The organism is Pedobacter paludis (assembly GCF_003173575.1).
Classification (GTDB): Bacteria; Bacteroidota; Bacteroidia; order Sphingobacteriales; family Sphingobacteriaceae; genus Pedobacter; species Pedobacter paludis.
The window spans coordinates 14901-33238 of record NZ_QGNY01000007.1 but is presented as its reverse complement, the minus strand read 5'-3'; the positions used below and the strand labels follow the sequence as shown (position 1 = coordinate 33238).

Genomic DNA, 18338 nt, shown 5'->3' with positions numbered 1-18338 from the left:
CAATGTTGCACGCACCGAGACTGGCACGGCACCCTAAGCGGTGCAGTAGAGGTCATACAACAAAAACCCAGTTTAGCTAACCAGAACCTGACCAAAATGGTACTTACCCGAAAAATACAGCTCTTTTTAAACAGCAACGATCCTGTGGCAATAGAGGCGCATTACCAGACGCTGTACCGCTGGCGGTATATTGTGTTTAGGTCGCTGAATATGGTGGCAAGCCACTTGTTTGTGCAGGAACAGCTAAAAGACTTTTTTTATTTTACAGAGGATTTCCATCTTAAGCTTGCAGACCAAACCAGAGACCCAGAGGGGGTACTGAATACCTCGAGGCTGGGTACCACCAACCGCTTGCTTTCTCGGCTGTTTAAGGGGCAGATCCCGAACGATATGCTCTGCTGCCTGAACCACAGCTTGAGCTCGGTGTTTGCCAAGGAAGTTAAGGATTACCGCAACGGCGACAGGGCGCTGAGGAGCTACCAGCGGAACCAGCCCTTGCCCATAAAGGGGCGGAGCATAAAACAGCTCGCGGCCGATGGCCCGGAGTTTGTTTTCAACCTGTTTAAGATTCCCTTCCGAACCTACCTTGGAAAGGACCGCCACAAACGGGTTCTGCTGAACAGGGTGTGCAACGGAAAAATAAAGCTGTGCAACAGCAGTATTGTAATGGAAAATGGAAAGCTATTTCTGCTGGCCACTTTCGAGGTAGGTCAGCAGGAGCACAGGCTCGACAACGGCGTGATCGCAGAGGCCTCGCTGTCTGTTAATTATCCGATTGCGCTGCAGATAGAGGGGGAGCATTATCTGATTGGCAATCGAGAGGAATTCTTGTACCGGAGATTGGCAATACAGGCTGCAAGGCAAAGGGTGCAACGTGGCGCCACCTTCAACCACGGCGGACATGGCCGTATGCGGAAGACCAAGGCCATGGAACACTACAATGGAAAGGAAGAAAACTACATTGACCACAAGTTGCATCTCTACAGTAGGCGCCTGATCGACCTCTGCCTTAAAAATGGTGCGGCGACATTGATCTTGGTTAACCAGCAGGAGAAAGAAGAGATTGCCCAGGCCGATGGGTTTCTGTTGCAGAACTGGAGCTACGGCAGTTTAAAGCAGAAGATTATGTACAAGGCCAAGCTTGTGGGGATAACCGTAGTTGTGGAGTAGTTGGTTTTATTGTGTGGATTACAAATCCACAGCTCATGGGGACGAGATTGCAAATCTCGACCAGCAGTGTTTTTAAGGAAGGGTTGGTTTTATTGTGTGGATTACAAATCCACAGCTCATGGGGACGAGATTACAAATCTCGACCAACAGGGGTAAGGCAGCAGAAAGATTGGTTTTGTTAGTTTTTTTAATCTCAAATATTTAAAACTTTTTGACCGCTATTTTAATTTTATAAGTATCTATTTATCCAAAACATTAATTATAAAGCAATGAGTAGTTCAAAACAGACACATGATCATGCAACGATACAAGCATGGGCAGAAAAACATGGTGGTGTACCTGCCATAGTTGAGGATACCAAAGACAGCAAGGGCGGTGGAATTTTAAGAATACATTTCCCTAAGCATAGTGAAAGTAAGTCGGATTTAAAGGAAACGGATTGGGATACCTTTTTTGAGACATTTGATAAGCATAAATTGGACTTTCTATATCAAGATAAGAAAAGCGATGGAGCGGAAAGTACTTTTCATAAATTTATAGAAAGGGAATAACCTACCAACAAAAAAGCCTTATAGAAAATAAATCTATAAGGCTTTTTGCTTTGATACAGTAATTACTTAATTATAAACGAAAGTTCCTTTTTCGCTTTCAATTGTCACCTGTTTTTGGCTGCCTTTTTCTACACGGCCAATAATCTGTGCATCGATGTTGAAGCTTTTGGAGATTTCGATGATGTTTTGCGCAATTTCTTGAGGGACATATAATTCCATACGGTGGCCCATGTTGAATACCTTGTACATTTCTTTCCAATCGGTGCCTGATTGCTCTTGAATGAGCTGGAATAGCGGTGGAACCGGAAATAAATTGTTTTTAATAACGTGGATATTGTCATTGATAAAATGTAGTACCTTGGTTTGGGCACCGCCACTGCAGTGAACAATGCCATTGATTTGGCTGCGGTAGTTTTCGAGAATCTGCTTTATTACCGGTGCATAGGTGCGGGTAGGTGAAAGCACCAGTTTACCGGCGGTAATTTTGCCGAATCCTTCTACTTCGATTTCATCGGTTAGTTGTTTCTGACCAGAGAAAACCAGATCGAAAGGAACTGCAGGATCGAAACTTTCTGGATAGCTGTTGGCAATGGATTTTTCGAATACATCGTGACGGGCGGAGGTTAATCCGTTAGAGCCCATACCGCCGTTGTATTCGGTTTCGTAAGTTGCTTGTCCGGATGAGGCCAATGCCACAATTACATCGCCTGGCTTGATGTTGTCGTTGCTGATGATGTCGGCTCTTTTTACGCGGCAGGTTACGGTAGAATCGACAATGATGGTTCTGACCAGATCGCCTACATCGGCTGTTTCGCCACCTGTAGAGTAGATGGAAATGCCCTGCTCGCGTAGGTCGGCGAGGATTTCTTCTGTTCCGTTGATGACTTCGGCAATGACTTCGCCCGGGATTAAGTTTTTGTTTCTGCCGATGGTCGATGACAATAGAATATTATCGGTAGCCCCTACACAGATTAAATCATCGAGATTCATGATGATGGCATCTTGCGCAATGCCCTTCCAAACGGAAAGATCGCCTGTTTCTTTCCAGTAAACGTAGGCTAAAGATGATTTGGTGCCAGCACCATCGGCATGCATGATGTTGCAATAGGCTTCATCGCCACCTAAAATATCGGGGATGATTTTGCAGAAGGCTTTCGGGAAAATTCCTTTATCGATGTTTTTGATGGCATTGTGCACATCTTCTTTTGAGGCCGAAACGCCACGCTGATTGTACCTGTTATCACTCATGTTGGCGCAAAGATAAGGATTCGAGGTAAAAGGTGGAAGGTAAAAGGCAAAAGGTTTTTAGTTGGGAGTAAAAAGGCTAAAGTATCAGGTTAAAAAATCGAGTGGGGACTAAATATTTAATTTTTTTACCAACTAAGACAACAAAGAACATCTAAGAGAATAAGACAATGTAAGAACATAAAAGTCTTGGGAAAATTGATTACCACAAAAACAGGAAAGAAAAAGCTTACCATATAAGAAATGTAAGGGCATATAAGTTTTAGGTTGGAAATTGTTTGACCACCTGAGACACCTAAGAACAGCTAAGAAACAGGATAAAAGCTCACCAAATAAGAAATGTAAGAATATATAAGTTTTAGGATCTAAAAATTGTTTGACCACCTGAGACACCTAAGAGAACAGGATAAAAGCCCACCATATAAGAAATGTGAGAACATGTAAGTTTTAGTGTTTGAGAATTTTTTACCACCTGAGGCACCTAAGAACAACTAAGAAAACAGGGCAAAAAGCTTACCATATAAGAAATGTAAGAACATATAAGTTTTAGGGTTTGAGAATTTTTTTACCACCTGAGACACCTAAGAACAGCTAAGAGAACAGGATAAAAGCTTACCGTATAAGAAATGTAAGGATATATAAGTTTTAGGGTTTGAGAATTTTTTTACCACCTGAGACACCTAAGAACAGCTAAGAAACAAGAAGAAAAAGCCTGCCGTGTAGGAAATTAAGTCTATGACGGATGATCTTAAAATCTTTAAATCCTAAAAATCCTGCTCCAAAAAAAAGGGCGTAAAGTTTACACCTTACGCCCTATACCTTAAACCTTGTGGCTTAAATGTTATTTCATGAATAATAATTCTCTGAATTTTGGTAAAGGCCAAACGCTATCATCAACGATTTGCTCCAATTTATCTGCATGGTAGCGGATTACTTCAAAATAGGTTTTAACTTTTTCATCGTAAGCAATCGCTTTGTCGCGGGTGTCTTCCAGCTTGTTGGTTACTTTACGTTCTTCTAACATGGCATCGATATTGGTTTTCACAATTTCTAAATGCTCTGTTAATTTTTTAACGATATCGATAGAAACCTTACTGTCTACACCAATTTCTTTTAATCCTTTTACGTTTGCGATTAATGAGTTCTGGTATGCAATTGCAGCAGGGATGATTGCGGTATTTGCAACTTCGCCCATTACACGTGCTTCGATCTGAAGTTTTTTGTAGAAGTTTTCCAACATGATTTCATGACGGGCATGGATTTCACGTTTGCTGTAGATACCTGTAGCGGCGAATAATTCTGCTGATTTTTCTGATAAATAAGCATCTAAAGCCTTAGGCGTAGTTTTGATGTTTGATAAACCACGTGCTAATGCTTCATCTTCCCACTCTTGGCTGTAACCATTACCTTCGAAACGAATTGCTTTCGATTCTTTGATGTATTTTTTGATTACGGTTAATAGGGCGATGTCTTTTTTATCACCTTTCTTGATTAACTTATCTACTTCGGCCTTAAATTTAACCAACTGCTCTGCCATGATCGCGTTTAAGATCGTCATTGGTGCTGAAGAGTTTGCCGAAGAACCCACTGCTCTTAATTCGAATTTGTTACCTGTAAAAGCGAAAGGAGAGGTACGGTTACGATCTGTATTATCCAACAAGATTTGTGGAATTTTAGGGATGCCCAACCAAAGTGCGTTATCTTCTTTTATTTTTTTGCTGATGCGTGAGTGTTCGATTTCATCCAATACATCGTTTAACTGAGAACCTAAGAAGATTGAGATGATTGCCGGTGGCGCTTCGTTAGCACCTAAACGGTGATCGTTGCTTACTGAGGCAATACTTGCACGTAATAAATCTGCATGCTCGCTAACGGCTTTGATTGTGTTTACAAAGAAAGCAAGGAACATTAAGTTGTTTTTAGGCGTTTTGCCCGGTGCCAATAAGTTTTTACCTGTATCGGTAATTAACGACCAGTTGTTGTGCTTACCCGAACCGTTGATGCCTGCGTATGGTTTTTCGTGCAATAATACACGGAAGTGGTGACGACGGGCAACTTTTTCCATCAAATCCATCAACAATTGATTGTGATCGATGGCTAGGTTGATTTCTTCGTAAATCGGCGCACATTCGAACTGAGAAGGTGCTACCTCGTTGTGACGGGTTTTTAAAGGAATGCCTAATTTTAGGGCTTCGTTTTCGAAATCGACCATGTAGCTGAATACACGCTCTGGAATAGATCCGAAATAGTGATCTTCCAATTGCTGACCTTTAGCAGACATGTGTCCGAATAAGGTACGGCCAGTTAACAATAAATCTGGACGAGCATTGAATAAAGACTCATCAACCAAGAAATATTCTTGTTCGATACCTAAAGAAGCATTTACTTTAGTAATGCTTTTATCGAAATATTGGCAAACATCTACTGCAGCTTTATCAAGCGCAGCTAATGCTTTTAACAATGGTGCTTTATAATCCAAGGCTTCACCGGTATATGATACAAAAACTGTAGGGATACAAAGTGTTTTACCTGCTTTACTTTCCATGATGAAAGCTGGAGAAGAAGGATCCCATGCAGTGTAACCACGAGCTTCGAAGGTATTGCGGATACCGCCGTTAGGGAAACTGGATGCATCTGGTTCTTGTTGAACTAGAGCGCTGCCTGCAAATTTTTCAATTGCGCCGTCGCCGCTTGGTTCAAAGAATGAATCGTGTTTTTCTGCAGTTGTACCCGTTAATGGCTGGAACCAGTGCGTGTAATGTGTTGCGCCAGCGCTCATTGCCCAAGCTTTCATGGCTGTAGCAATTTGGTTAGCGTCATCAGAATTAATTAATTCACCCTGATTGATGGATGATATTAATTTTTCATACACGTCTTTAGATAAGAAATCTCTCATTTTTCTCTTATCAAATACATTAGAGCCAAAAAAGTCAGAAATTTTTGCTGATGGTGATTTAACTTCTGGTGAAATTCTGTTTTGAGCCTCTTTTAATGCGATGGTTCTTAAGCTTTTCATTAATTTGTTATGTTTTTTGTCAAAAATAGCATATTTTATTAATTTTTGTAAAACAATCGCATTAAATATGTGAAATTTATTGAAAATGAAATAAAAAAATGTTTTTGAGATGAAAAATTTCATTTTTGGCAAATAATATAGATTTTTTAAAGTTTTATGGAATTGAAGAATTTCCTACATCATGGTATAAAACTTAAAAGCTATGTTCAATTCTTCAATTAACGTATACAAAACCGAGTGGCTCGATCTTGTATTTGCAAACCGCAACAAAACTTATGGCGCTTATGAACTGAGATCTAAGTCGTCGACCATCATGACCAGAGCCCTTTTGGCATCTGGCAGTCTGTTTCTTTTACTGTGCTTTTCTCCAATTATTTATGCGAAGATTTTTCCGAAGGAGATTGTTGTAGAAAATATGACAACCGTAGTGGACTTGCAACCAATTCATGAAATGAAGAAAAAGGTTGAGCCTGAAAAGAAAGTAGAGCCAGCAAAGGCAGAGCCCGTTAAGGTTAAAACGGTTAAGATGGTTTCGAATATTGTGGTGGTTGACCGAAAAGATATAGAAGAACCGCCAACGATTAAGGACATTGAAAGTGCTGTTGTGAGTACCAAAACCCAAGATGGAGAAATTAAACCAAATTTGGTAATCCCAACGACTACAGGCAATGGAGAGGGTTCTGGCTTAGGGAAAGACGAAGGTAGTGGCGTAAACACAACGGAGATAAACGATATAAATGGCGTTGATGAATATCCGGAATTTACGGGCGGAATGAAAGCTTTTACCAAATATATGGAACGTAATTTACGCTATCCATCGCAGGCGCAGGAAGAAGGGGTGAAGGGTAAAGTGTTTGTGAGCTTTGTTGTAGAGCGTGATGGATCGATTACGGATGTTAAGGTGCTTAGGGGAATTGGTTACGGTTGCGATGAGGAAGCAATGAAGGTAATCAAGAAATCGCCATTATGGAAGCCGGGAAAAAATAAGGGCATTCCGGTTAGGGTAAGGTATAATATGCCCATTAATTTTAATTTGATGTAAAGGGATAAAGGGGTGGAAGAGATACAGTATGTACGAAACTTTTCCATCGAGAATATATGTTTTAAGCCTGTATTTATTTAACGCTCCAAAATAAATGGGCAAAGTGAGGTTGGATTAAAGGCCTGAGTGAAAACTCAGGCCTTTGTTGTTTAATATATAGGAATTTAGAACCTTCTGCCTTAAGCGATTTAGCCCTTAACCTTTTCTTCTACCCATTTACGAGCGTTTACAAAAGCTTCCATCCAAGGGGAAACCTCGTCTCTGCGTCCCTTAGGGTAATTGGCCCAATGCCATTGGAATAGGGAGCGTTCGATGTGAGGCATCATCACCAAGTGGCGGCCAGATTCATCGCACATCATTGCCGTGTTGTAATCAGAACCATTCGGGCTTGCCGGATAGGTTTCGTATGCGTATCTGGCCACTATTTTATATTGATCTTCGGTATAAGGTAATGAGAATCTGCCTTCGCCATGCGAAACCCAAACGCCCAATGTACTGCCTGCCAGCGTAGAAAGCATCACTGAATTGTTTTCTGCAACGGTTAAGGATGTAAAAATGCTTTCGTGTTTACCACTTTCGTTGTGGAGCATTTTTGGTTTCTCCTCGTGATCCTTATTGATTAATCCAAGCTCTACAAAGAGCTGGCAACCATTACAAACGCCAACCGAAAGTGTATCAGGGCGGTTAAAGAAATTTTCTAATGCAATTTTTGCTTTCTCGTTGTACATAAATGCTCCGGCCCAGCCTTTTGCAGAGCCTAAAACATCTGAATTGGAGAAGCCACCCACTGCACCAATAAACTGAATGTCTTCTAATGTTTCTCTGCCCGTAATTAAATCGGTCATGTGGACATCTTTTACATCAAAACCTGCCAAATACATTGCGTTCGCCAGTTCGCGTTCAGAATTGCTTCCCTTTTCGCGGATAATGGCTGCTTTTGGACGGGGTTTAGTAGAATCGATTAGGGGTTTCTTTCCATTAAAAGTTAAAGGGAACGTGTAGTTTAAAACATGGTTTTTATAATTGTCGAAACGTTCTTTTGCCTTAACCGGTCCACTTTGCTTTTTATCTAATAAGTATGAGGTTTTAAACCATACATCACGCAGATGATCGATATCGAAACTTAACTGTTCAGCTGTATTTTTTATTTTAAGCGTAGCGGATGGAGTTAGCTCGCCGATTTTGTGGAAAGCTACTCCTGCATTCTTTAAAACGCTTTCTGCTGATGCGTCTGCCTGAAAAACCAGGGCAATGTTCTCTGCAAATAAAAGCTTGATTGTATCTTGTTCGGCCAAAGGAGTTAAATCTATCGATGCGCCTAAATTGCGATCGGCAAAACACATTTCCAGAAGGGTAGTAATCAAACCACCGCTTCCAATATCGTGACCTGCCTGGATTTTGTCTTCCTTAATTAATTGCTGAATGGTGTTAAAGGCGGTTTTTAATTTTGCGGCATCCTTAACATCAGGTGTTTCGGTACCGATTTTATTTAGGATTTGTGCGAAAGAAGATCCGCCTAATTTATATGTATCGTTAGATAGGTTGATGTAATAAATGGCACCACCATCTTTTTGGAGTACCGGTTCGATTACCTTATTGATGTCATCGCAATTTGCTCCGGCAGAAATAATTACCGTACCTGGGGCAATTACATCACCATCCTGGTATTTCTGTTTCATGGATAGGGAATCTTTTCCGGTTGGGATGTTGATTCCAAGATCGATTGCAAAATCTGAACAGGCCTTAACGGCTGTGTATAATCTTGCGTCTTCGCCCTCGTTTTTACAGGCCCACATCCAGTTGGCCGAAAGCGAAACGCTTTTTAATCCATCTTTTAAAGGTGCCCAAACGATGTTGGAAAGTGATTCTGCTATTGCATTGCGGCTGCCTGCTGCGGGATCAATCAAAGCTGAAAGGGGTGCGTGACCAACCGAAGTGGCAATACCCTCTTTGCCCTGAAAATCTAAAGCCATTACACCGCAATTATTTAATGGCAGTTGTAGCGGGCCGGCACATTGCTGTTTGGCTACACGGCCACCCACACAACGATCTACCTTATTGGTTAACCAATCTTTTGAAGCTACGGCTTCCAATTGCAGCACCTGCTCTAAATAGGTGTTTATTTTCGTCGAATCGTATGCAATGGGCTGGTATTTACGATCGATGGTTTGATCTTCCATTACGATTTTGGGCGAACTGCCAAACATATCCTTCAAATCGAAATCCATTGGCTTAATTCCAGAGGTTTCGGATTTGAACGTAAAACGATGATCGCCTGTTACCTTGCCCACAGTATACATTGGGGAGCGTTCGCGATCGGCAATTTTTTGAAGCGTATCGATGTGCTGGTTGCCAATTACCAATCCCATTCTTTCCTGAGATTCGTTTCCGATAATTTCTTTCGCAGATAGGGTAGGGTCGCCAACCGGAAGTTTATCTAAATTGATTAATCCACCGGTTTCTTCTACCAATTCGGATAAGCAGTTTAAATGACCGCCTGCGCCGTGATCGTGAATGGAAACGATAAAGTTTTCTTCGCTTTCTACCATTCCACGCACTGCATTGGCCGCTCTTTTCTGCATTTCGGGGTTAGACCTCTGGATGGCATTTAATTCGATGCCAGAGCCATGCTGACCAGTATCTGCAGAAGAAACTGCGGCACCGCCCATCCCGATTCTATAGTTTTCGCCACCAAGAATAACAATATTATCGCCGGTTTGCGGCTTTTGTTTTTGTGCCTGACTTGCCTTGCCATAACCAACGCCACCAGCAAGCATGATCACTTTATCAAAACCCAGTTTACGGTTGTTTTCTTCGTGCTCGAAAGTTAAAACGGAACCTGTAATTAAAGGCTGACCGAATTTATTTCCAAAATCAGTAGCGCCGTTTGAGGCTTTAATTAGGATATCCATTGGGGTTTGGTAAAGCCATTTTCGTTCTTCAACGCCAGCTTCCCATGGTCTGTTTTCTTCAAGACGGGAAAGGGCAGTCATGTATACTGCTGTTCCTGCCAAAGGCAAAGAGCCTTGTCCGCCGGCCAATCGATCTCTAATTTCGCCACCAGAACCTGTAGCCGCACCGTTAAAGGGCTCTACCGTAGTTGGAAAATTATGAGTTTCTGCTTTTAGGGAGATTACCGATTCAAAATCGCTGGTTGCATAATAATCGGGTACATCTGCTCTTTTTGGGGCAAATTGCTGTACAACCGGACCTTTGATGAAAGCTACGTTATCTTTATATGCCGAAACAATATCGTTCGGGTTTTCTTCTGAAGTTTTACGAATCAGTTTGAATAAGGAAGAAGGCTGTTCTATGCCATCGATTATGAATTTGCCATTGAAGATTTTGTGGCGGCAGTGCTCTGAATTTACCTGAGAAAAACCAAAAACTTCAGAATCTGTTAAAGGTCTTTCCAGTTTGGATGCCAAGGCATTTAGGTAATCCACCTCCTCAATGCTAAGGGATAAACCTTCTTGTTTGTTGTAGGCGGCAATATCTGTAATTTCTAAAATTGGTTCGGGCTTTACATTGATGGTGAAAACTTCCTGACCAATTTGACCGTATTTTTGCGAAAGCATGGGATCGTAATCTGAAAAATATTCAGCAACTTTTGCAAATTCCTCTATTCTGATGATTCCCTGCATGTCCATATTCTGGGTAATCTCTACCGCATTGGTGCTCCATGGCGTAATCATGGCTGCTCTTGGGCCTACGAAAAATCCGGTTAAGGCTGTTTCTTGCGAGCACTTGGCACCGCCAAATAACCATTCAAGTTTAGTAATATCACTGGGAGAAAGCGTTTTATCTGTTTGAAGTACAAAAACCGCCTGCGACTGACTTAAGAAGAAATGAATCATGCTTTTTTTTTGATGTGCAAAAATAGGTTTTTTAATTTTAATGATTGAAGGATTGCGTGAGAGAATTCGAGAATGTGGAAATAATGACGCGATTGTGGAGAGTGGATGAGGGAATTGGTGGATGAGGGAATTAGGGAATGAGAGAATTAGTGGATGAGAGAATGATGCGATTTCAGGATGATCACATGGTGAAGCATTTTGGATAGATTTGTTTCTTGTAATCGATTAAGCAAATTTGGGCATTGGAAACGCTCGGTTTTTTCTGCAACTTTGCCCAAATCTATCTTCGCATTATAAATTTACTTCTTTCTATATGTTTAATCGGATTCATCATATTGCCATAATTTGTTCAGATTACGAAAAATCGAAAGATTTTTATGTTAACCAATTGGGTTTTACAGTTTTGGGCGAAGTTTATCGGGCTGAACGTAAATCTTACAAGCTTGATCTTGCCGTAAATGGTCTGTATCAGATTGAACTTTTTTCTTTTGAAAATCCGCCAGCCCGTCCATCGAGACCAGAGGCACAAGGTTTACGCCATCTGGCTTTTGAAGTGGATAATATTGAAGCGGAGATTGCAAGATTAGCTGAGCATCAGATTGTTACAGAGCCGATTCGAATTGACGAGTTTACAGATAAGCGATTTACTTTTTTTAATGATCCGGATGGTTTGCCATTAGAGTTGTACGAGAAATAGATTGCTAATAACTTTGTCAATTTTCTAAACAATCGGAAAAAAATGACAAGGCTTAATCGCACAACATACACCATTTATGAGCATTTTTAAGTTTAAGCAGTTCGAAGTAGACCAATCTGGTTGCGCCATGAAAATTAATACCGATGGTGTTTTATTGGCCGCTTCAGTTTCACATCAGAAGCCCACTAGGATTTTAGATATTGGAACAGGCACTGGTGTAATTGCTTTGATGCTGGCGCAGCGTTTTAATCAGGCGATTATTGATGCCGTAGAAATAGATGAGGAGGCTTCTGTAGCGGCTGAAAAAAACTTTAAGAAGTCAATTTTTTCCAATAGGTTATCTGTTCACAATTTATCCATAGAAAACTATAATAATACTGAACCGTTTGATTTGATAGTTTCCAATCCGCCATTTTTTGTAAACGATTTAAAGAGTGCCGAAGTTAAGAAAGGAATAGCCCGCCATGCAGATGAAGGTTTTTTTGAAATGTTAATTCGGAAATCTTCCAGCTTGCTAAACGATACTGGAAGTTTGTGGTTAATTATCCCTGTAAAACAAGCAGATCATGTAATTGATTTGGCTTCAAAATATGAGTTTTTCCTTACCGAAAAGATTAACATCCATTCAGATCAAGATAAGCCAACTTTCAGGCAGATGATCTGTTTAAGTAAAGTAGAGCTTAACTGTGTGGAAAGTGACTTTTACATCTACAAATCTTTTAAAAACCATACTCAAGAGTATAAGGCGTTATTGAAGGAATTTTTCTTGTCTTTTTGATCAGGATTTTCGGGATTTAAGGATAAGGCATGATCAGGTGTATGATTGGGAGCAAAACGCAACTTCCTTATAATTATATTTGCGTCATAAATTTCATATAATTTGAATCTTAAAAATCATAAAATCTTCTAAAATCCTGCCACTTAATGAAAAAAATTGGTTTAATTTCTGACACACACGGATACTTAGATGATGCGGTATTTAAGCACTTTGAAAGTTGTGATGAAATCTGGCATGCCGGCGATTTTGGGCCGAATGTGGCTCAACCTCTGGCCAACTTTAAACCGCTTCGTGGTGTTTTTGGAAATATAGATGATCTGGAGATAAGAGCAGCGTTTCCTGAACAAAATCGATTTAGTTGCGAGGGAATAAACGTCTTAATGACGCATATAGGCGGATATCCGGGTAAATATGCTTCTTCTATAAAGTCAGAATTGTACACTAACCCACCAAAATTATTTATAACCGGGCATTCGCATATTTTAAAGGTTATGTTCGATGAAAAGATTAAAAGTTTGCATATAAACCCCGGTGCGGCGGGAAAACATGGCTGGCATAAAGTAAGAACTTTGGTTCGGTTTTGCATTTCTGAAGAAAATATTCATACCTTAGAGGTCATAGAGTTATCGGGTAGATAATGTAAAAAATACACTAAGTATGGTTTGTGGCGTTAAAACACTAGGACAATTCATTATAGAAAAACAGGCAGATTTCCCTTATGCCAAAGGTGAACTTTCTAGGTTGCTCAGGGATATTGGCATTGCAGCAAAAATTGTAAACCGTGAGGTTAACAAGGCCGGTTTGGTTGATATCTTAGGAGATATGGGTACCACAAATATTCAGGGTGAGGAACAAAAGAAGCTGGATGTTTATGCCAATGAGCAATTTATTGCAGCCCTTACCAGCGGTGGCGAATGTTGTATTGTGGCTACGGAAGAAGAAGATGAGATTATCCATATTGAATCGCCAGTATCTCAAAATGCAAAGTATATTGTATGTATCGATCCTTTGGATGGTTCTTCAAACACCGATGTAAATGTTGCTGTTGGAACCATCTTTTCTATTTATAGGCGAAAATCTATAGAGGGCAGAGCGACTATTGAAGATGTTTTGCAGAAAGGAACGCAACAGGTGGCCGCTGGATATATCATTTATGGTTCATCGACTATGTTGGTTTATACTACGGGTGTTGGCGTTAACGGCTTTACATTGGATCCTTCAATAGGTGAATTCTGTCTATCGCATCCGCAAATGCGAATCCCGGAAACCGGATACATTTATTCGGTAAATGAGGGGAATTATGGCCATTTTCCTGATGGAGTGAAAAAATACATTAAATACTGCCAGGTAGAAGATGATGCAACCAAAAGACCCTATACTTCGAGGTATATTGGATCTATGGTTGGAGACATTCACCGGAATCTTATCAAGGGGGGAATCTATATTTACCCAACAACTTCGAGATCGCCTAACGGGAAACTGAGACTGCTTTACGAATGCAATCCGATGTCGTTCATTATTGAACAGGCCGGAGGGAAGGCCAGTACGGGATTTGATCGGGTTCTGGATCTGGTTCCAACGGAACTGCATCAAAGGGTTCCTGTTTTTATAGGCTCTAAGCTGATGGTGGAAAAAGCAGAAGAGATGATGATGATTTACAGCTCAAAATTAAATGCTGTTGTAGATCGGGCCGAAGCCAAATTAGAAGATTTGGGGATTGTTGGCGGTATCGACTGATCGAGCTAAAAAAATAGCCACATTATAAAAGTGTAGCCTTATTTCTTTCGACTTCGAAAAAAGTATCGATGGCCAATTCGGCTTTGTTTTGCGATGCCGCAACAGCTAAGCGGTCGCAACGTTCGTTTTCTGGGTGATCATTATGGCCTTTAATCCAAATGAATTTTACTTTGTGCAGTTTATACAGTTCAAGAAAGCGGAGCCAAAGATCCTTGTTTTTTTTATCTTTAAAATTTTTGGTTACCCAACCGAAAACCCATTTTTTTTCAACGGCATCTACCACATATTTAGAATCTGAATAAACGGTTACGTTCTGGTTTAAGCTTTTTAATGCTTCCAGTCCTTTAATAACCGCAAGCAGTTCCATTCGGTTGTTGGTTGTCATTCTAAAACCACCGCTCAACTCTTTATAGTGCTGGCCGGCTCTTAAAATGGTTCCGTAACCACCTGGCCCGGGGTTTCCGCTTGCTGCTCCGTCTGTATAAATTTCGATCATAAAGGAAGCAAATCTAAGTTTTTAGCTTTAAAATAAGGTATTTTAAGATTTATTAATGTTTGAATCGAAATTCAAATAATTGAATAATAGAGTTTTAAATGTTTTTTTTATTTTGAGGTATAAAAATATTTGCAAGAAATATTAAAAGTCGTACTTTTGTGACACTAAAAAACACGGTGGTTGTAGCTCAGTTGGTTAGAGTATTGGTTTGTGGTGCCGAGGGTCGTGGGTTCGAGCCCCATCAGCCACCCCCGAGCGGTCAAAGGCTTTTCAAGAAGTTTTTGGCCGCTTTTTTTTGCTCGTAACTCTTTGTTTTTCAGGTAAATAAGCTCGGCCACTCTGTTGACTTTTTGGGTTCGACATCTACCTTCAGAATAATTCAACTTTTCAGGGAAAAAAGTGCCAATTAAGAGCCTTTTTGCCTCAATATTGCACATTTCAAAAAGTTTGTCAAGTTCGCAAAGTAGCCTTACCGCTTTCTCAGCGAGGATTTTGACCTGATTTGGTGTCGATTTCTGTACGTTCAGGGATCTTAAATGAGACTCCAAGCTTACAACTGTCGAACTCATCTCATCTTTGACCTTGCGATGCTCTGCCTGAGTGATCGCTCCATCGAGCAATAATCCTTTCGCACGCTCAATTTTTTGGTTCGATTCCGCTATTTTTTCACGTATCTGAAAGGCATATCTTTTATTTTCAGTCACCTGGTCATTGTAGGCATCCACTATACTTTTGACAAAGAGCTGCGGATACCCCGGTCTTGGGATATATTGAGTGAGCTCATATATAAAAGCAGCGTTGACATCGAGCGCTCGGTGACGAACACCGCAACCTGAACGGCAATGGTAATAAACCGAATATGATCGGTTTCCCTTGGAAGCACTTCCTGTTAAGTTTCTTGTGCACTTGTTGCATTTGAGGAAACCGCGTAGAATCAAATCTTTTGGTGTGGCGATGCTCGTGCCCTGCGAAAAGCGTTTCCTGCTGTTCATAATTTTTTGGACCCGCCAGAAAAGCTCCTCAGAGATCAGCGGCTCATGCTGTCCGCGAACCAGATGCTCGGGATCGTCGTGGTGCTCGGCAACCTTGATCAGTCCACAATAGACCGGGTTCCTTAAGTTCAACATGAACGTATTCTTGTCAATATTTAATCCTTTCTCCCGCACCCGATTCAGAATGGACTCGGAGGAATAGATCCCATCGCCAACCTGCTCAAAGGCCCAGCGCATGTAAGTCGCATCCGGTTCGTTAACGGCGATGTACTTGCGGCCGTTCTCAGCAGTTCTGTTGATATAGCCCCGCACCGCCTTTCCGGTATGACGGCCTTCCTTTCTGGCTTGGCGAATGCCGGCTTTCGTGTTCAATCCCCGGCGGTCGTTTTCGATTTCCGGTGCGGTGAGGTAAATGGCCAGCATCATTTTATTCTCCGGTACGGAAAGGTCCAGCGGCTGTTCGATGGCCTGGGGCTCAACGCCCAGTTTTTTCAGCGTGCCGATCATCTGATACGCATCCGAAGCGTTTCTGCTGAATCGGTCCCATTTGGTGAACAGCAGCAGATTCGACTGGTTCTGCTGCCGGCGCAGCAGCGCCATCAGGCGTTTCCACTCGGGCCGGTCAAAGTGTTTGGCCGTGTAGTCCTCAAACACTACATAGCGGACCTCAATGTTCTTGGCGTAGCAGTAATCCCGAAGAACTGCTTCCTGACTTCTGGGCGAATAGCCCTTGGTCTGCTCATCCGTACTCACGCGGATGTACAAATCTGCAACTTGCATTTTATTAAATTTAAGGTTTAACCATTGCTCCCGATGGGGAGCGTTCCTGATGGGGCGGTTGCGCGAGTACCGCCTCCAATGCCAATTTACTCAATTTTTCCAATAATACCAGCATACTGCTGGCTTGTTCCACAGTAATCTGCGTGCCGTATTCCGCCAGAAATGCCTGGGCAAACTTTGGGTCTATCTTTCGTGCTTTTAATAACTTTTCCAAATCATTTCCTCATTTAGTAAGCAAACATCACTAGCGTGAAGGAAATAGCCACTCTACTAGGGTAGGAATAGCCGCTCTAAAGTCCCAATTTATCTACTATGGATATCCAAGTTTTTCTTTTGGCAATCTTAGGCCCGGAATTAAATTATCATCACCATGGGCAAAAAGACAAACCCCGAAGATGTCCTAAACCAGGCCATCATTATCCGTGTCTCTCGAAAACTCCTCGCACAGCTTCATATGCTTTTGCAGGAATCCCATGCAGACTCCTTAGGGTAGGTTTGCAGGAGACTGTTTACCGAGCATCCCGGTATTGTCGCCCTGGAAGGAATCGTGCCACCACAATCGCATGTCCAGCCCCGGTTGTTTTATCCTCCCAAAACTGGAAAAAGCAAAGGCCAGCCCTTAACAGGCAGCTTACTCCATATGGCGAAGATGGAGAGCAGAAAACGCATCAGGACCGGGATCAACGAAATCCTGTCCCGTTTCAGCGAGCTCACCATTTACCGCTTTAGCCTGGAGCTAAAGATCCAGGGCATTGAAACCAGGATCAAAAAGGACAAGTACGGAAAACTCAGCGGCATTACCTTCATTGATCGCACCAGCGGTTTAACAATTGTCGGTTCGGAACTCGGTACCGCTTACAGCGCCACCGCTCTGGCGCCGAGACTTTACCCTCAGACACGTAAATCTGTTTTCTCCATCCGACCGGTCAAACGGCCTGCCAAACGCTGGCGCAAGGAGAACAAATAAAATCTTTCCGAACAGGTTATTTCTGATCAATGATCACTTTCTTCCCACTCCTCAATTCCCATAAGGGCCGCGATTTTTAACACCGGCCGCATTCAGCACAAATTATCACGCTGGAATAGGCCAAACCCATCCCAGCGTGCATAAAACAACAGCCTAAAACGGGTCCAGAAACCCTTGTCCCTCCAATTTTTCCAGCCAGTTTTCTGCAAAGGCAATATGTTTGCGGTGAAGATCCAGTTCATTGATGGCCATGCCGTCGCTGTCGTTCTGAAATTCGATACTATCCTCAAAAACATCAACCGCCTCATTGATAAAACGGCATGGCGTTGCGACTACAAATTCGTAACCATCCGCATGTTGTCTGCCATCGATCATCATAAAGGTCATTTCGGGATTTTTCAGCAGATAGTCGCCCTGCCGGATATGCTGGCCGAGGGTGAATAAAGTAGCCGCTCCAAAGCCCGCATTTGAATAAGTTCCCAACAGATTGATCTCAAGGGACGGGTGTGAACCGTTTTCAAGTTTTTGACCAGGTCTGCTTTGGGCGAGTTCAATCAACCTGCAGAGTATCGCAGTGCATTCTGGGTTTAAACAATAGATTTTCATTTTTCTTGCTGGACGAATAGCGCCTCCACTTTTAATCAGTAATTCAACCTACCTACTCCCTTTCGGCAGGAGCCTTTTCTGGCTTTTTGTTAAGCACCCTCACCTGATCAAAGCAGTAAGTCCGGTCAAGGCTTTTGCACAAAAAATACGACCCGGAGGGCTGGAGATTTTTTTTGCAAAACAAGCGCAGCAAAGCGGAGCCGCCTTGCCGCGCGAAGCTGCGGATCAGAAATTTGTTGCGTAAACAAGCCAGAAAAGTTACTTGTCCAAAGCACGCCTCCAATCATCCAGCAAGAACCTAAGCCCCCGGACTTTCCGTCCCGCGAAAGCGGACAGGCGGGGATGACTGCCAGCTTAGAAAAAAAACACGAAAAGCAGCCTACAACCTTATGCTATAAAGTCGT

Annotated in this window: 14 protein-coding genes, 1 tRNA gene and 1 pseudogene; 9 read left to right on the top strand and 7 right to left on the bottom strand. The window is 42.0% G+C overall.

Translation table 11 applies throughout. From position 1 onward, the window contains the following. Positions 1-96: 96 nt before the first annotated feature. Positions 97-1170: a hypothetical protein gene (locus DF947_RS17740; protein ID WP_109931407.1), complete on the top strand. Its 1074-nt coding sequence runs from the start codon at positions 97-99 to the stop codon at positions 1168-1170. Positions 1171-1439: 269 nt separating this feature from the next. After that, complete coding sequence (locus DF947_RS17735) at positions 1440-1721, top strand: hypothetical protein (RefSeq protein WP_109931405.1); 282 nt, start codon at positions 1440-1442, stop codon at positions 1719-1721. 66 nt (positions 1722-1787) lie between these two features. Here DF947_RS17735 and DF947_RS17730 read toward each other — a convergent pair whose 3' ends face one another. Beyond that, on the bottom strand, positions 1788-2969 hold the full coding sequence (locus DF947_RS17730) for an AIR synthase related protein (protein ID WP_109931403.1): 1182 nt from the start codon (positions 2967-2969) through the stop codon (positions 1788-1790). Positions 2970-3807: 838 nt separating this feature from the next. Beyond that, positions 3808-5982 (bottom strand): glutamine synthetase III family protein, encoded by a 2175-nt coding sequence (locus DF947_RS17725; protein ID WP_109931813.1) that lies wholly within the window; start codon positions 5980-5982, stop codon positions 3808-3810. A gap of 202 nt (positions 5983-6184) precedes the next feature. On the opposite strand from DF947_RS17725, the gene DF947_RS17720 reads away from it, so the two are divergent. Beyond that, entirely contained in the window at positions 6185-7024 is an 840-nt protein-coding gene (locus DF947_RS17720) for an energy transducer TonB (protein ID WP_109931401.1), read from the top strand. A 188-nt stretch (positions 7025-7212) separates the two neighbouring features. Here DF947_RS17720 and purL read toward each other — a convergent pair whose 3' ends face one another. After that, complete coding sequence (gene purL, locus DF947_RS17715; protein WP_109931399.1) at positions 7213-10881, bottom strand: phosphoribosylformylglycinamidine synthase; 3669 nt, start codon at positions 10879-10881, stop codon at positions 7213-7215. A 313-nt stretch (positions 10882-11194) separates the two neighbouring features. On the opposite strand from purL, the gene gloA2 reads away from it, so the two are divergent. The 4 genes from gloA2 to fbp all read left to right on the top strand — a co-directional run bounded on the left by gloA2 (position 11195) and on the right by fbp (position 14093). Then, on the top strand, positions 11195-11578 hold the full coding sequence (gene gloA2, locus DF947_RS17710) for an SMU1112c/YaeR family gloxylase I-like metalloprotein (protein ID WP_109931397.1): 384 nt from the start codon (positions 11195-11197) through the stop codon (positions 11576-11578). Positions 11579-11654: 76 nt separating this feature from the next. Then, on the top strand, positions 11655-12356 hold the full coding sequence (locus DF947_RS17705; protein ID WP_109931395.1) for a tRNA1(Val) (adenine(37)-N6)-methyltransferase: 702 nt from the start codon (positions 11655-11657) through the stop codon (positions 12354-12356). Positions 12357-12502: 146 nt separating this feature from the next. Further along, the gene (locus DF947_RS17700) at positions 12503-12994 is read left to right on the top strand and encodes a metallophosphoesterase family protein (RefSeq protein WP_109931393.1); all 492 of its coding nucleotides are present in this window, start codon (positions 12503-12505) and stop codon (positions 12992-12994) included. A 19-nt stretch (positions 12995-13013) separates the two neighbouring features. Further along, entirely contained in the window at positions 13014-14093 is a 1080-nt protein-coding gene (fbp, locus tag DF947_RS17695) for a class 1 fructose-bisphosphatase (RefSeq protein WP_109931391.1), read from the top strand. Between the two features lie 22 nt (positions 14094-14115). On the opposite strand, the gene rnhA is transcribed toward fbp, so the two are convergent. Further along, positions 14116-14589 carry a ribonuclease HI gene (rnhA, locus tag DF947_RS17690; protein WP_109931389.1) on the bottom strand — a complete coding sequence of 158 codons (474 nt, stop codon included), beginning with the start codon at positions 14587-14589 and terminating at the stop codon, positions 14116-14118. Between the two features lie 176 nt (positions 14590-14765). Between rnhA and DF947_RS17685 the strand changes: the two genes are divergently transcribed. Further along, positions 14766-14839, top strand: a tRNA-His gene (locus tag DF947_RS17685). Positions 14840-15581: 742 nt separating this feature from the next. Here the strand turns inward: DF947_RS17685 and DF947_RS22705 are convergent. Then, positions 15582-16361: pseudogene (locus DF947_RS22705) on the bottom strand (recombinase family protein); the annotation flags it as partial. A gap of 10 nt (positions 16362-16371) precedes the next feature. Beyond that, the gene (locus tag DF947_RS17670) at positions 16372-16575 is read right to left on the bottom strand and encodes a hypothetical protein (RefSeq protein ID WP_109931385.1); all 204 of its coding nucleotides are present in this window, start codon (positions 16573-16575) and stop codon (positions 16372-16374) included. Positions 16576-17010: 435 nt separating this feature from the next. Here DF947_RS17670 and DF947_RS17665 point away from each other — a divergent pair, with 435 nt between their 5' ends. Continuing rightward, positions 17011-17328: a hypothetical protein gene (locus tag DF947_RS17665; protein WP_146202941.1), complete on the top strand. Its 318-nt coding sequence runs from the start codon at positions 17011-17013 to the stop codon at positions 17326-17328. Positions 17329-17481: 153 nt separating this feature from the next. On the opposite strand, the gene DF947_RS17660 is transcribed toward DF947_RS17665, so the two are convergent. Continuing rightward, complete coding sequence (locus tag DF947_RS17660) at positions 17482-17934, bottom strand: DUF6908 domain-containing protein (RefSeq protein ID WP_158526290.1); 453 nt, start codon at positions 17932-17934, stop codon at positions 17482-17484. Between the last annotated feature and the right edge of the window lie 404 nt (positions 17935-18338).

What these genes read in the sequence shown, in the direction of transcription:
- DF947_RS17740 (WP_109931407.1), top strand. Translation starts at nt 97, where the DNA reads ATGGTACTTACCCGAAAAATACAGCTCTTTTTAAACAGCAACGATCCT.
- DF947_RS17735 (WP_109931405.1), top strand. Translation starts at nt 1,440, where the DNA reads ATGAGTAGTTCAAAACAGACACATGATCATGCAACGATACAAGCATGG.
- DF947_RS17730 (WP_109931403.1), bottom strand. Translation starts at nt 2,969, where the DNA reads ATGAGTGATAACAGGTACAATCAGCGTGGCGTTTCGGCCTCAAAAGAA.
- DF947_RS17725 (WP_109931813.1), bottom strand. Translation starts at nt 5,982, where the DNA reads ATGAAAAGCTTAAGAACCATCGCATTAAAAGAGGCTCAAAACAGAATT.
- DF947_RS17720 (WP_109931401.1), top strand. Translation starts at nt 6,185, where the DNA reads ATGTTCAATTCTTCAATTAACGTATACAAAACCGAGTGGCTCGATCTT.
- purL (WP_109931399.1), bottom strand. Translation starts at nt 10,881, where the DNA reads ATGATTCATTTCTTCTTAAGTCAGTCGCAGGCGGTTTTTGTACTTCAA.
- gloA2 (WP_109931397.1), top strand. Translation starts at nt 11,195, where the DNA reads ATGTTTAATCGGATTCATCATATTGCCATAATTTGTTCAGATTACGAA.
- DF947_RS17705 (WP_109931395.1), top strand. Translation starts at nt 11,655, where the DNA reads ATGAGCATTTTTAAGTTTAAGCAGTTCGAAGTAGACCAATCTGGTTGC.
- DF947_RS17700 (WP_109931393.1), top strand. Translation starts at nt 12,503, where the DNA reads ATGAAAAAAATTGGTTTAATTTCTGACACACACGGATACTTAGATGAT.
- fbp (WP_109931391.1), top strand. Translation starts at nt 13,014, where the DNA reads ATGGTTTGTGGCGTTAAAACACTAGGACAATTCATTATAGAAAAACAG.
- rnhA (WP_109931389.1), bottom strand. Translation starts at nt 14,589, where the DNA reads ATGATCGAAATTTATACAGACGGAGCAGCAAGCGGAAACCCCGGGCCA.
- DF947_RS17665 (WP_146202941.1), top strand. Translation starts at nt 17,011, where the DNA reads ATGGAGAGCAGAAAACGCATCAGGACCGGGATCAACGAAATCCTGTCC.
- DF947_RS17660 (WP_158526290.1), bottom strand. Translation starts at nt 17,934, where the DNA reads ATGAAAATCTATTGTTTAAACCCAGAATGCACTGCGATACTCTGCAGG.